Here is a 10,677-nt window from a genome sequence, read left to right as displayed (position 1 = left end):
CTCCTGGCCCGCCAGGTCGGTGTGCCGGCGCTGGTGGTGTTCCTGAACAAGGTCGATCAGGTCGACGACGCCGAGCTTCTGGAGCTGGTCGAGCTGGAGCTGCGCGAGCTTCTGTCGAGCTACGAGTTCCCCGGCGACGACGTTCCGATCGTGAAGGGCTCGGCTCTGGCGGCCCTCGAAGACTCCAACAAGGAGATCGGCGAGAACGCGGTTCGCGAGCTGATGAAGCAGGTCGACGCTTACATCCCGACGCCTGAGCGTCCGATCAACATGCCGTTCCTGATGCCGATCGAAGACGTGTTCTCGATCTCGGGCCGCGGCACGGTGGTGACGGGCCGCGTCGAGCGCGGCATCGTGAAGGTGGGTGAGGAAGTCGAGATCGTCGGCATCCGCGACACCAAGAAGACGACGGTGACGGGCGTCGAGATGTTCCGCAAGCTTCTGGACCAGGGCCAGGCGGGCGACAACATCGGCGCGCTGGTTCGCGGCGTGGACCGTGAAGGCGTCGAGCGCGGTCAGGTTCTGTGCAAGCCGGGTTCGGTGAAGCCGCACACGCGCTTCATGGCCGAGGCCTACATCCTGACCAAGGAAGAGGGCGGCCGTCACACGCCGTTCTTCACGAACTACCGTCCGCAGTTCTACTTCCGCACGACGGACGTGACGGGCGTCGTCACGCTGCCCGAGGGCACCGAGATGGTGATGCCAGGCGACAACGTGACGATGGACGTCAAGCTGATCGTTCCGATCGCGATGGAAGAGAAGCTGCGCTTCGCGATCCGCGAAGGCGGCCGCACCGTCGGCGCCGGTATCGTCGCTTCCATCATCGAGTAAATCTCGAATCCACTTGAATGGGGGAACGCGGCGGTGTACATCGCCGCGTTCCCTTTGCCCTATAGGGCGGTTTGGGCGCCGTTGAGGCGTCCTGTTCAAATTGGCTGAAGACTGTTTTAGCGCTCGGAAAGCGCCGGTTCTCCGGCATGGCTCCGACGGAAGGACGAATGCAATGAACGGCCAGAATATCCGCATCCGCCTGAAGGCGTTCGACCACCGAGTGCTCGACGCTTCCACCCGCGAGATCGTATCGACGGCAAAACGTACGGGTGCCAACGTGCGCGGGCCTATCCCGCTGCCGACGCGCATTGAGAAATTCACGGTGAACCGCTCGCCCCACATCGACAAGAAGTCGCGCGAGCAGTTCGAAATGCGGACCCACAAGCGGCTCCTCGACATCGTCGACCCGACCCCGCAGACCGTGGATGCGCTGATGAAGCTCGACCTCGCCGCTGGCGTCGACGTCGAGATCAAGCTCTGACGAGCCTAACAAGAACCGACCGGGTGTTGAGCCCCTAAGGTTCCTCTGAAGGAAGAACATATGCGTTCAGGTGTGATTGCACAGAAGGTCGGCATGACCCGCATCTACAATGATGCAGGCGAGCATGTTCCGGTCACGGTCCTGAAGATCGAAAATCTGCAGGTTGTCGGCCAGCGGACCGAAGAGAAGAACGGCTACACCGCTGTTCAGCTCGGCGTCGGTCTTGCGAAGGTCAAGAACACGTCCAAGGCCATGCGCGGCGTCTTCGCCCAGGCCTCGGTCGAGCCCAAGCGCAAGGTCGCGGAATTCCGCGTTTCGAGCGACAACCTCATTGAGGTTGGCGCCGAGATCACGGCCGAGCACTTCGTCGCGGGTCAGCTGGTGGACGTCACCGGTACCTCGATCGGTAAGGGCTTCGCCGGCGCTATGAAGCGCCACAATTTCGGCGGTCTTCGTGCCACGCACGGTGTGTCCGTGTCGCACCGTTCGCACGGTTCGACGGGTCAGCGCCAGGATCCGGGCAAGGTCTTCAAGAACAAGAAGATGGCCGGTCACATGGGCCAGACCCGCGTGACGACCCAGAACCTCGAAGTGATCCGTACGGATGCCGACAAGGGTCTGCTCTTGATCCGTGGCGCCGTCCCCGGCTCGAAGGGCGGCTGGATCTACGTTCGCGACGCGGTCAAGGTTCCGCTTCCTGCCAACGCTCCCAAGCCCGCCGCGATCCGCCAGGCCGCGAATGCCGGCTCGGCCGCTGAAGCCGCTTCCGAGGGTACGGAATAATGGACATCAAGATCACTTCCCTTTCCGGCGGTGACGCTGGCTCGGTGACGCTCGCTGACGAGATTTTTGGTCTCGAGCCGCGCGAAGACATTCTGCAGCGCGTCGTTCGCTGGCAGCTCGCTAAGCGTCAGCAGGGCACGCACCAGTCGCTCGGCCGCGCCGAGATCGCTCGTACGGGCGCCAAGCTCTACAAGCAGAAGGGCACCGGTCGCGCTCGTCACGGTTCGGCTCGCGCTCCGCAGTTCCGCGGCGGCGGTAAGGCTCACGGTCCTGTGTCGCGTTCGCATGCTCACGACCTGCCCAAGAAGCTGCGCGCCCTCGGTCTGAAGCACGCGCTCTCGGCCAAGGCAAAGGCGGGTGGCCTGATCGTCGTTGACGACCTCGCGTCCAACGACGGCAAGACCAAGGCGATCGCCACGCAGTTCGCAGGCCTCGGCTGGACCAATGCGCTGATCATTGGCGGCTCCGAGCTCGATGTGAACTTCTCGCGTTCCGCTCGCAACCTTCCGAACATCGACGTGCTGCCGATCCAGGGCATCAACGTTTATGACATTCTTCGCCGTCAGACGCTTGTCCTGTCGAAGGCGGCCGTCGAGGCTCTCGAGGAGCGCTTCAAATGACCGATCTTCGTCATTACGACGTCATCACCAGCCCGGTGATCACCGAGAAGTCGACCTTCGTGTCGGACTTCAATCAGGTGGTCTTCAACGTTCCCGGTACCGCGACCAAGCCGCAGATCAAGGCCGCCGTCGAGGCGCTCTTCGGCGTCAAGGTGACGGCCGTCAACACGCTGGTCCGCAAGGGCAAGACCCGTCGCTTCCGTGGCCGTCTCGGCCGTTTGAGCGATCAGAAGAAGGCGATCGTGACGCTGGCCGAAGGTCAGTCCATCGACGTCTCGACCGGTCTGTGACGCCTGGCCGCGAGGAATTGAGAACATGGCACTGAAAAGCTTCAATCCGGTCACGCCGAGCCAGCGCCAGCTGGTCATCGTTGACCGCTCGGGTCTCTGGAAGGGCAAGCCGGTCAAGCAGTTGACCGAAGGCCTGCATTCCAAGGGCGGCCGCAACAACATGGGGCGCATCACGGCGCGCTACCAGGGTGGCGGTCACAAGCGCACCTACCGCATGATCGACTTCAAGCGTCGCAAGCTCGACGTCGTCGGCACGGTGGAGCGCATCGAGTACGATCCGAACCGCACCGCCTTCATCGCGCTGATCCGCTATGCGGACGGCGAGCTGGCCTACATCCTGGCCCCGCAGCGCCTCGCTGCCGGCGATCAGGTCGTGGCCGGCCTCACCGGCGTCGACGTGAAGCCCGGTAACGCGATGCCGCTGTCGGCGATGCCGGTCGGCACCATCATCCACAATGTGGAGATGAAGCCGGAGAAGGGTGGTCAGATCGCGCGCTCGGCTGGCGCATATGCGCAGCTCGTCGGCCGCGATCAGGGCATGGCGATCCTTCGTCTGAACTCGGGCGAGCAGCGTCTCGTCTCCGGCTCGTGCTTCGCCACGGTCGGTGCCGTGTCCAATCCAGACCACGGCAACATCAATCTGGGCAAGGCCGGTCGCTCGGTCTGGCTCGGACGTCGGCCCCATGTCCGCGGTGTCGCGATGAACCCGGTCGATCACCCTCACGGTGGTGGCGAAGGCCGCACCTCGGGTGGCCGTCACCCGGTTTCGCCCTGGGGCAAGCCGACGAAGGGCAAGCGGACGCGTCAGAACAAGTCCACGGACAAGTTCATCATGCGCTCGCGCCATCAGCGCAAGAAGTAAGGGAAACACTCCATGACACGTTCCGTCTGGAAAGGTCCGTTCGTTGATGGCTACCTGCTGAAGAAGGCCGAAAAGGTCCGCTCCGGCGGTCGCAACGAAGTCATCAAGATCTGGACCCGTCGGTCCACGATCCTCCCGCAGTTCGTCGGTCTGACGTTCGGCGTGTACAACGGCAACAAGCACATCCCGGTCCTGGTCAACGAGGATATGGTCGGACACAAGTTCGGCGAATTTTCCCCGACCCGCACCTATTACGGCCACGGCGCCGACAAGAAGGCGAAGAGGAAGTAACATGGGCAAGGCCAAGGCCGAGCGTGGGCTCAAGGACAACGAGGCACGGGCAGTTGCTCGCACCATCCGCGTCAGCCCACAGAAGTTGAACCTGGTCGCGCAGCTGATCCGCGGCAAGAAGGTGGATCGTGCGCTTGCCGATTTGACCTTCTCGCGCAAGCGGATCGCCGAGACCGTGAAGAAGACGCTGGAAAGCGCCATCGCCAACGCCGAGAACAACCACGATCTCGACGTGGACGCTCTGGTCGTTGCCGAGGCGTTTGTCGGCAAGTCGATCACGATGAAGCGTTTCCACGCTCGTGGCCGCGGTCGTGCGAGCCGGGTGGAGAAGCCCTTCTCGCATCTGACGATCGTGGTCCGTGAAGTGGCCGAAGAGGAGGCCGCGTAATGGGTCAGAAAGTCAATCCGATCGGCCTTCGTCTCGGTATCAACCGGACCTGGGACTCGCGTTGGTTCGCCAATACGAACGAGTACGGCAAGCTGCTCCATGAAGATCTTGCGATCCGCAAGTACCTTCTCAACGAGCTGAAGCAGGCGGCGGTCTCCAAGGTCGTCATCGAGCGTCCGCACAAGAAGTGCCGCGTCACGATCCATTCGGCTCGTCCGGGCATCGTGATCGGCAAGAAGGGCGCGGACATCGAGAAGCTTCGCAAGAAGCTCGGCGCGATGACCAATGCCGAGACGCACATCAACATCGTTGAAGTGCGCAAGCCCGAGACCGACGCGACGCTGGTCGCGCAGGGTATCGCGCAGCAGCTCGAGCGCCGTATCGCCTTCCGCCGCGCCATGAAGCGTGCCGTGCAGTCCGCGATGCGTCTGGGTGCCGAAGGCATCCGCATCAACTGCTCGGGTCGCCTGGGCGGCGCGGAAATCGCGCGCATGGAATGGTACCGCGAGGGCCGCGTGCCCCTGCATACCCTTCGTGCGGATGTCGATTACGGCACGGCCGAAGCCCACACCGCCTATGGCGTGTGCGGCGTCAAGGTCTGGATCTTCAAGGGCGAGATTCTCGAGCACGATCCGATGGCGTCTGAGCGTCGGGCGGTGGAAGGTGAAGCCTCGGGTGGCGGCAACAACCGTCGTCGCGAGCGCGAGCGCGATAACGCCTGATAGGCCAGCTCCGGAGTAAATGAAATGTTGCAGCCAAAGCGCACGAAGTTCCGGAAGGCGTTCAAGGGACGCATTCACGGGGCTTCCAAGGCCGGCGCGGTTCTGAGCTACGGAACCTTCGGCCTCAAGGCTCTTGAGCCGGAGCGCGTCACCGCACGCCAGATCGAAGCGGCCCGCCGCGCGATCACGCGTCAGATGAAGCGTCAGGGCCGGGTGTGGATCCGTATCTTCCCCGACCTTCCGGTCACCGCGAAGCCGACCGAAGTCCGCATGGGTAAGGGCAAGGGCGCGATCGAATACTGGGCGGCTCGCGTCGCTCCCGGTCGCATCATGTTCGAGATCGACGGCGTTGCCGAAGAGGTGGCGCGCGAAGCCCTCCGCCTCGGCGCGGCGAAGCTTCCGATCCGTACCCGTTTCATTCAGCGCATCGCCGAATAAGGGGTAGGGATCATGAAAGCCAACGATCTCGTCGCCAAGACGCAGGACGAACTGAGCGAAGAACTCGGCAAGCTGAAAAAAGAGCAGTTTAATCTGCGCTTCCAGCGTGCTACAGGCCAGCTCGAAAATACGGCTCGGGTCAAGGAAATTCGCCGCGACATCGCCCGTATCAAGACCATCGCCCGCCAGAAGGCGGACACGGCCAAGGCCTAAAGGTAAGATCTACTATGCCGAAACGCGTTTTGCAGGGGACTGTGGTCTCCGATAAGAATGACAAGACGGTCGTCGTGCTCGTGGAGCGTCGCTTCACGCATCCGCTCTTCAAGAAGACCGTTCGTCGGTCCAAGAAGTACAAGGCGCACGACGAGTCGAACCAGTACAAGATCGGCGACATGGTCTCCATCGAGGAGACCAAGCCGATCTCGAAGGACAAGACCTGGATCGTCGTTGCTGGCGAAGCAGCGGCTCGTTGAACACTTGTGCCGGGTGAAGCGCGCGATCCTGCGCTCCCCGGCCGCTCGTTATTTGAAGGCGGCCTGACATGATTCAGATGCAAACAAACCTCGATGTGGCGGACAATTCCGGCGCACGTCGTGTCATGTGCATCAAAGTGCTGGGCGGTTCCAAGCGGAAGTATGCTTCGGTCGGCGACATCATCGTCGTCTCGATCAAGGAAGCCATTCCGCGTGGCCGCGTGAAGAAGGGTGACGTGATGAAGGCGGTCGTGGTTCGCACGGCCAAGGACATCCGTCGTCCCGATGGTTCGGTGATCCGGTTCGACCGCAATGCGGCCGTCCTCATCGACAACAAGAAAGAGCCGGTCGGCACCCGTATCTTCGGACCGGTTCCCCGCGAGCTTCGCGCGCGGAACCACATGAAGATCATTTCCCTGGCACCTGAAGTGCTGTAAGGAGCCGGTTCTATGCAGAAGATCAAGAAGGGCGACAAAGTCGTCGTACTCGCCGGTAAGGACAAGGGTCGTACCGGCACCGTGACGCAGGTGATGCCGAAGGACGACCGCGCGGTCGTGTCCGGCGTCAACATGGTGAAGCGCCACCAGAAGCAGTCCGCCAGCCAGGAAGCCGGCATTGTTTCCAAGGAAGCTCCGATCCATCTCTCCAACCTTTCGGTCGCCGACCCGAAGGATGGTAAGCCGACCCGCGTTGGGTTCAAGGTCGTCGGTGAAGGTGAGAACGCCAAGAAGGTCCGTTTCGCCAAGCGTTCGGGAGAACAGATCGATGGCTGACACCCAGTACATGCCGCGCCTGAAGTCGGTTTACCGGAGCGAGATCCGCAAGCAGCTTCTCGAGGAGTTCAAGTACTCCAACGAGATGCAGGTTCCGCGTCTCGACAAGGTCGTGATCAACATGGGCGTCGGTGAAGCCACCGGCGACTCCAAGAAGCCGACCGTCGCCGCCGAGGACCTCGCCTTGATCGCCGGCCAGAAGCCGGTCATCACGCGCGCTCGCAACTCAATCGCGGGCTTCAAGGTCCGTGAGAACATGCCGATCGGCGCGAAGGTTACCCTTCGCAAGGATCGGATGTACGAATTCGTGGATCGCCTGGTCCAGATTGCGCTCCCGCGCGTTCGGGACTTCCGCGGTCTCAATCCGAAGAGCTTCGATGGTCGTGGCAATTTCGCCATGGGCATCAAGGAGCACATCGTGTTCCCCGAGATCAACTACGACAAGGTTGATCAGATGTGGGGCATGGACATCATCGTGTGTACGACGGCGCAGACCGACGAGGAAGCCCGGGCCCTTCTGAAGGCGCTCAACTTCCCGTTCCGCCAGTAACGGCAGGCGAAAGGACAGAACATGGCTAAGAAAAGCGCCATCGAGAAGAACAAGCGACGCACAAAGCTCGTCGCCAAGTTTGCGGCCAAGCGTGAGGCTCTCAAGGCTCTCACGATGAACCAGAGCGCGAGCATGGAAGAGCGCTTTCGCGCTCAGCTGCAGCTCGCCGAGTTGCCCCGCAACTCCGCCAAGGTTCGCATTCGCAATCGCTGCGAAGTCACCGGCCGCCCCCGGGCTTACTACCGTAAGCTCAAGATGAGCCGTATCGCCCTTCGTGATCTCGGCAACACGGGCCAGGTGCCCGGCGTCGTCAAGTCGAGCTGGTAAGAGGAGCAATCGATATGGCTTTGTCCGATCCTCTCGGCGATATGCTGACCCGCATCCGCAACGCGACCATGCGTAACAAGTCGACGGTCGCGACCCCGGCTTCCAAGCTGCGGGCGCGTGTGCTCGACGTTCTTAAGGAAGAGGGCTACATCCGTGGTTACACGGAAACCCGCTTCGAGAACGGTACGGCTGAGTTCACCATCGAACTCAAGTACTATGAAGGCGCTTCGGTGATCCGCGAGATCGCTCGCGTATCGAAGCCCGGTCGCCGCGTGTACGTCTCTTCGAAGACCATCCCGCACGTCGCCAACGGCCTCGGTATCTCGGTTCTGTCCACGCCCAAGGGCGTGATGGCCGACCACGCCGCCCGTGAACAGAATGTCGGTGGCGAGATCCTCTGCCGCGTCTTCTGACGCGGCATCGAGGTTTGGTTCCGACTAATCGACAGGTTCAACGATGTCTCGTATTGGTAAGAAGCCGGTCTCCGTACCGGCAGGCGTGACCGCCTCCGTGGACGGTCAGACGGTCAAGGCGAAGGGTCCGAAGGGCGAGCTGTCTTTCGTCGTCAACGAGGAAGTCCTCGTGAAGATGGAAGACGGGGCGATCAAGGTCGATCCGCGTGACGAGTCGAAGGATGCACGTTCGAAGTGGGGCATGTCCCGCACGATGATCGTGAACATCCTGTCCGGCGTGAAGGACGGCTTCGAGAAGCGTCTTGAAATCAGCGGCGTGGGTTACCGCGCGGCTATGCAGGGCAAGAATCTTCAGCTCGCCCTGGGCTTCAGCCATGACGTTCTGTATCCCGTGCCGGAAGGCATTCAGATCGTCGTTCCGAAGCCGACGGAAATCGTCATCACCGGCATCGACAAGCAGCAGGTTGGCCAGGTGGCGGCGGAGATCCGCGAGTTCCGTGGACCCGAACCCTACAAGGGCAAGGGCGTGAAGTACGCGGGCGAGAAGATCGTCCGTAAGGAAGGCAAGAAGAAGTAAGGCTCGGGAACATGGCTACCCAGAAGGAACTCCTCCGCCGCCGCGCGTCCCGCGTGCGTCGCGCGCTGAAGGCCGTTTCGAACGGCCGTCCGCGCCTTTCGATTCATCGCTCTTCGAAGCACATCTATGCGCAGGTGATCGACGACGCCGAGGGCAAGACCCTCGCGGCCGCTTCGACGCTCGACACGTCGCTGCGCTCCGACCTCAAGACCGGCGCCGACACCGCAGCGGCTGCTGCCGTCGGCAAGCTGGTCGCTGAGCGCGCGAAGCAGGCCGGCGTCACCGACGTCGTCTTCGATCGCGGTGCGTTCATCTATCACGGCCGCGTCAAGTCGCTGGCCGACGCCGCTCGCGAGGGCGGCCTCAACTTCTGATCTGCATCCCGCTTCGGCGAGATCGATCTGCCATAAGCGGCGAAGCGGGGTTTTCTCGCTGCGCCGCTTATGCTTTAAGCCGGACGCCGCAGAGTCGGCATCCATCCTCAGACGCCTCCGGAAAAAAATAAGGACAGGATATGGCGCCTCGTAACGAACGCAATGACCGCGAAGAGCGGGATGACGGCTTCGTTGATAAGCTGGTTCACATCAATCGCGTCGCTAAGGTGGTGAAGGGCGGCCGTCGTTTCGGCTTCGCTGCTCTCGTCGTCGTCGGCGATCTCAAGGGCCGAGTCGGTTTCGGCCATGGCAAGGCGCGCGAAGTGCCTGAGGCCATCCGCAAGGCGACGGAAGCCGCCAAGCGCGAGCTCATCTTCGTGCCGCTGCGCGACGGTCGTACGCTGCATCATGACGTGCAGGGTCGCCATGGCGCCGGCAAGGTCATCTTGCGCACCGCCGAAGCGGGTACGGGCATCATCGCCGGTGGTCCGATGCGCGCGGTCTTCGAAGCCGTCGGCATGCACGACGTCGTCGCGAAGTCGCTCGGTTCCTCGAACCCCTACAACATGGTTCGCGCCACGTTCGACGCGCTCAAGGGTCAGATGCACCCGAAGGACGTCGCCGCTCGCCGTGGTATCAAGTACTCGACGTTGCAGGCTCGTCGCCGCGACGTCATGGGCGCTGGCGCGGAGGAGTGATGCGCTCGGGGCGCGATATCGCTGCCCCAGTGTGTCCTTTCAAGGGATAGAGGAGCCAAGACATGGCTGAGAAGAACGCAGCGGGCAAGACCGTGACCGTCGAGCAGGTCGGCAGCCCCATTCGTCGTCCGAGCGAGCAGCGTGCCACGCTGATCGGCCTGGGACTGAACAAGATGCACCGCACGAGCACGCTGGAGGACACCCCTTCGGTTCGTGGCATGATCGCCAAGGTCAGCCACCTCGTTCGCGTTGTCGACGGCCAGTAAGCCGGGAGCAAGAGTGATGAAGCTTAACGAAATCGCCGATAAGGCAGGCGCGACCCATTCGCGCAAGCGTCTCGGACGCGGTATCGGCTCCGGCTCGGGCAAGACCGGCGGACGCGGTGTGAAGGGTCAGAAGGCTCGTTCGGGTGTTGCGATCAACGGGTTCGAGGGCGGTCAGATGCCTCTCTACCGTCGCCTCCCGAAGCGCGGCTTCGTGAACACCTTCGCGAAGAATTACAACATCGTGTCGCTGGCTCGCATCCAGCAGGCGATCGAAGCCGGCAAGCTGAACGCTTCGGCCACGATCGACGCCGACGCCCTCAAGGCCGCTGGCGTCGTGCGCCGCGTCCTCGACGGCGTTCGGATCCTGTCGGACGGTGAGGTTTCGGCCAAGCTGACGATTCAGGCGGCTGGCGCCTCGAAGGCCGCGATCGAGAAGGTCGAGAAGGCCGGTGGTTCGCTGACCGTGCCGCAGAAGGTCGAAGCCGAAGCTTAAGCCTCGCGCAACCGATGACGAAAATAA

22 protein-coding genes are annotated in these 10,677 nt (G+C 62.4%); all 22 read left to right on the top strand.

All coding sequences use genetic code 11. The features are described from left to right. Window positions 1–831, top strand: an 831-nt coding sequence (locus tag NS365_RS08835; RefSeq protein WP_058599902.1) for an elongation factor Tu, incomplete at its 5' end; no start/stop codon positions are given. A gap of 172 nt (window positions 832–1,003) precedes the next feature. Continuing rightward, on the top strand, window positions 1,004–1,312 hold the full coding sequence (rpsJ, locus tag NS365_RS08830) for a 30S ribosomal protein S10 (protein WP_007066362.1): 309 nt from the start codon (window positions 1,004–1,006) through the stop codon (window positions 1,310–1,312). Between the two features lie 60 nt (window positions 1,313–1,372). Next, a complete protein-coding gene (gene rplC, locus NS365_RS08825; RefSeq protein WP_058599901.1) occupies window positions 1,373–2,095 on the top strand; it encodes a 50S ribosomal protein L3 in 723 nt (240 codons plus the stop codon). Further along, window positions 2,095–2,715, top strand: a complete 621-nt coding sequence (rplD, locus tag NS365_RS08820; protein ID WP_058599900.1) for a 50S ribosomal protein L4 — start codon at window positions 2,095–2,097, stop codon at window positions 2,713–2,715. Before rplC ends, rplD begins: the two co-directional genes overlap by 1 nt. After that, the gene (locus NS365_RS08815) at window positions 2,712–3,005 is read left to right on the top strand and encodes a 50S ribosomal protein L23 (protein ID WP_058599899.1); all 294 of its coding nucleotides are present in this window, start codon (window positions 2,712–2,714) and stop codon (window positions 3,003–3,005) included. Before rplD ends, NS365_RS08815 begins: the two co-directional genes overlap by 4 nt. A gap of 25 nt (window positions 3,006–3,030) precedes the next feature. After that, window positions 3,031–3,867 carry a 50S ribosomal protein L2 gene (gene rplB, locus NS365_RS08810; protein ID WP_058599898.1) on the top strand — a complete coding sequence of 279 codons (837 nt, stop codon included), beginning with the start codon at window positions 3,031–3,033 and terminating at the stop codon, window positions 3,865–3,867. Between the two features lie 12 nt (window positions 3,868–3,879). Beyond that, a complete protein-coding gene (gene rpsS, locus NS365_RS08805) occupies window positions 3,880–4,158 on the top strand; it encodes a 30S ribosomal protein S19 (RefSeq protein WP_058599897.1) in 279 nt (92 codons plus the stop codon). Between the two features lies 1 nt (window position 4,159). Next, window positions 4,160–4,546 (top strand): 50S ribosomal protein L22, encoded by a 387-nt coding sequence (gene rplV, locus NS365_RS08800; protein WP_058599896.1) that lies wholly within the window; start codon window positions 4,160–4,162, stop codon window positions 4,544–4,546. Then, window positions 4,546–5,268, top strand: coding sequence for a 30S ribosomal protein S3 (rpsC, locus tag NS365_RS08795; RefSeq protein WP_058599895.1), 723 nt, complete (start codon window positions 4,546–4,548; stop codon window positions 5,266–5,268). Before rplV ends, rpsC begins: the two co-directional genes overlap by 1 nt. Window positions 5,269–5,292: 24 nt before the next feature. Then, on the top strand, window positions 5,293–5,706 hold the full coding sequence (rplP, locus tag NS365_RS08790) for a 50S ribosomal protein L16 (RefSeq protein ID WP_058599894.1): 414 nt from the start codon (window positions 5,293–5,295) through the stop codon (window positions 5,704–5,706). 12 nt (window positions 5,707–5,718) lie between these two features. Then, on the top strand, window positions 5,719–5,919 hold the full coding sequence (gene rpmC, locus NS365_RS08785) for a 50S ribosomal protein L29 (protein WP_058599893.1): 201 nt from the start codon (window positions 5,719–5,721) through the stop codon (window positions 5,917–5,919). A gap of 14 nt (window positions 5,920–5,933) precedes the next feature. After that, window positions 5,934–6,179, top strand: a complete 246-nt coding sequence (rpsQ, locus tag NS365_RS08780) for a 30S ribosomal protein S17 (RefSeq protein ID WP_058599892.1) — start codon at window positions 5,934–5,936, stop codon at window positions 6,177–6,179. A gap of 68 nt (window positions 6,180–6,247) precedes the next feature. After that, window positions 6,248–6,616, top strand: a complete 369-nt coding sequence (rplN, locus tag NS365_RS08775) for a 50S ribosomal protein L14 (protein WP_019998914.1) — start codon at window positions 6,248–6,250, stop codon at window positions 6,614–6,616. A 12-nt stretch (window positions 6,617–6,628) separates the two neighbouring features. Continuing rightward, entirely contained in the window at window positions 6,629–6,952 is a 324-nt protein-coding gene (rplX, locus tag NS365_RS08770; RefSeq protein ID WP_058599891.1) for a 50S ribosomal protein L24, read from the top strand. Then, entirely contained in the window at window positions 6,945–7,502 is a 558-nt protein-coding gene (gene rplE, locus NS365_RS08765; protein WP_058599890.1) for a 50S ribosomal protein L5, read from the top strand. Before rplX ends, rplE begins: the two co-directional genes overlap by 8 nt. Window positions 7,503–7,523: 21 nt before the next feature. After that, window positions 7,524–7,829 carry a 30S ribosomal protein S14 gene (gene rpsN, locus NS365_RS08760; protein ID WP_058599889.1) on the top strand — a complete coding sequence of 102 codons (306 nt, stop codon included), beginning with the start codon at window positions 7,524–7,526 and terminating at the stop codon, window positions 7,827–7,829. Between the two features lie 14 nt (window positions 7,830–7,843). Next, on the top strand, window positions 7,844–8,242 hold the full coding sequence (gene rpsH, locus NS365_RS08755) for a 30S ribosomal protein S8 (RefSeq protein ID WP_058599888.1): 399 nt from the start codon (window positions 7,844–7,846) through the stop codon (window positions 8,240–8,242). Between the two features lie 43 nt (window positions 8,243–8,285). Continuing rightward, window positions 8,286–8,819, top strand: a complete 534-nt coding sequence (gene rplF, locus NS365_RS08750; protein WP_058599887.1) for a 50S ribosomal protein L6 — start codon at window positions 8,286–8,288, stop codon at window positions 8,817–8,819. 11 nt (window positions 8,820–8,830) lie between these two features. Continuing rightward, window positions 8,831–9,193, top strand: coding sequence for a 50S ribosomal protein L18 (rplR, locus tag NS365_RS08745; RefSeq protein ID WP_058599886.1), 363 nt, complete (start codon window positions 8,831–8,833; stop codon window positions 9,191–9,193). Between the two features lie 140 nt (window positions 9,194–9,333). Beyond that, window positions 9,334–9,891, top strand: coding sequence for a 30S ribosomal protein S5 (gene rpsE / locus NS365_RS08740; protein WP_058599885.1), 558 nt, complete (start codon window positions 9,334–9,336; stop codon window positions 9,889–9,891). Between the two features lie 62 nt (window positions 9,892–9,953). Continuing rightward, window positions 9,954–10,157 carry a 50S ribosomal protein L30 gene (gene rpmD / locus NS365_RS08735; RefSeq protein WP_058599884.1) on the top strand — a complete coding sequence of 68 codons (204 nt, stop codon included), beginning with the start codon at window positions 9,954–9,956 and terminating at the stop codon, window positions 10,155–10,157. Window positions 10,158–10,173: 16 nt separating this feature from the next. Then, the gene (gene rplO, locus NS365_RS08730; RefSeq protein WP_058599883.1) at window positions 10,174–10,650 is read left to right on the top strand and encodes a 50S ribosomal protein L15; all 477 of its coding nucleotides are present in this window, start codon (window positions 10,174–10,176) and stop codon (window positions 10,648–10,650) included. The last annotated feature ends 27 nt before the right edge of the window (window positions 10,651–10,677 follow it).

Source organism: Aureimonas ureilytica (assembly GCF_001475935.1).
GTDB classification, from domain to species: Bacteria; Pseudomonadota; Alphaproteobacteria; order Rhizobiales; family Rhizobiaceae; genus Aureimonas; species Aureimonas ureilytica_A.
This window is presented reverse-complemented; position numbering and strand designations above follow the sequence as displayed.

Bases quoted from the DNA above. Each gene is read 5' to 3' on its own strand.
- rpsJ (WP_007066362.1), top strand. From the start codon at position 1,004: ATGAACGGCCAGAATATCCGCATCCGCCTGAAGGCGTTCGACCACCGA.
- rplC (WP_058599901.1), top strand. From the start codon at position 1,373: ATGCGTTCAGGTGTGATTGCACAGAAGGTCGGCATGACCCGCATCTAC.
- rplD (WP_058599900.1), top strand. From the start codon at position 2,095: ATGGACATCAAGATCACTTCCCTTTCCGGCGGTGACGCTGGCTCGGTG.
- NS365_RS08815 (WP_058599899.1), top strand. From the start codon at position 2,712: ATGACCGATCTTCGTCATTACGACGTCATCACCAGCCCGGTGATCACC.
- rplB (WP_058599898.1), top strand. From the start codon at position 3,031: ATGGCACTGAAAAGCTTCAATCCGGTCACGCCGAGCCAGCGCCAGCTG.
- rpsS (WP_058599897.1), top strand. From the start codon at position 3,880: ATGACACGTTCCGTCTGGAAAGGTCCGTTCGTTGATGGCTACCTGCTG.
- rplV (WP_058599896.1), top strand. From the start codon at position 4,160: ATGGGCAAGGCCAAGGCCGAGCGTGGGCTCAAGGACAACGAGGCACGG.
- rpsC (WP_058599895.1), top strand. From the start codon at position 4,546: ATGGGTCAGAAAGTCAATCCGATCGGCCTTCGTCTCGGTATCAACCGG.
- rplP (WP_058599894.1), top strand. From the start codon at position 5,293: ATGTTGCAGCCAAAGCGCACGAAGTTCCGGAAGGCGTTCAAGGGACGC.
- rpmC (WP_058599893.1), top strand. From the start codon at position 5,719: ATGAAAGCCAACGATCTCGTCGCCAAGACGCAGGACGAACTGAGCGAA.
- rpsQ (WP_058599892.1), top strand. From the start codon at position 5,934: ATGCCGAAACGCGTTTTGCAGGGGACTGTGGTCTCCGATAAGAATGAC.
- rplN (WP_019998914.1), top strand. From the start codon at position 6,248: ATGATTCAGATGCAAACAAACCTCGATGTGGCGGACAATTCCGGCGCA.
- rplX (WP_058599891.1), top strand. From the start codon at position 6,629: ATGCAGAAGATCAAGAAGGGCGACAAAGTCGTCGTACTCGCCGGTAAG.
- rplE (WP_058599890.1), top strand. From the start codon at position 6,945: ATGGCTGACACCCAGTACATGCCGCGCCTGAAGTCGGTTTACCGGAGC.
- rpsN (WP_058599889.1), top strand. From the start codon at position 7,524: ATGGCTAAGAAAAGCGCCATCGAGAAGAACAAGCGACGCACAAAGCTC.
- rpsH (WP_058599888.1), top strand. From the start codon at position 7,844: ATGGCTTTGTCCGATCCTCTCGGCGATATGCTGACCCGCATCCGCAAC.
- rplF (WP_058599887.1), top strand. From the start codon at position 8,286: ATGTCTCGTATTGGTAAGAAGCCGGTCTCCGTACCGGCAGGCGTGACC.
- rplR (WP_058599886.1), top strand. From the start codon at position 8,831: ATGGCTACCCAGAAGGAACTCCTCCGCCGCCGCGCGTCCCGCGTGCGT.
- rpsE (WP_058599885.1), top strand. From the start codon at position 9,334: ATGGCGCCTCGTAACGAACGCAATGACCGCGAAGAGCGGGATGACGGC.
- rpmD (WP_058599884.1), top strand. From the start codon at position 9,954: ATGGCTGAGAAGAACGCAGCGGGCAAGACCGTGACCGTCGAGCAGGTC.
- rplO (WP_058599883.1), top strand. From the start codon at position 10,174: ATGAAGCTTAACGAAATCGCCGATAAGGCAGGCGCGACCCATTCGCGC.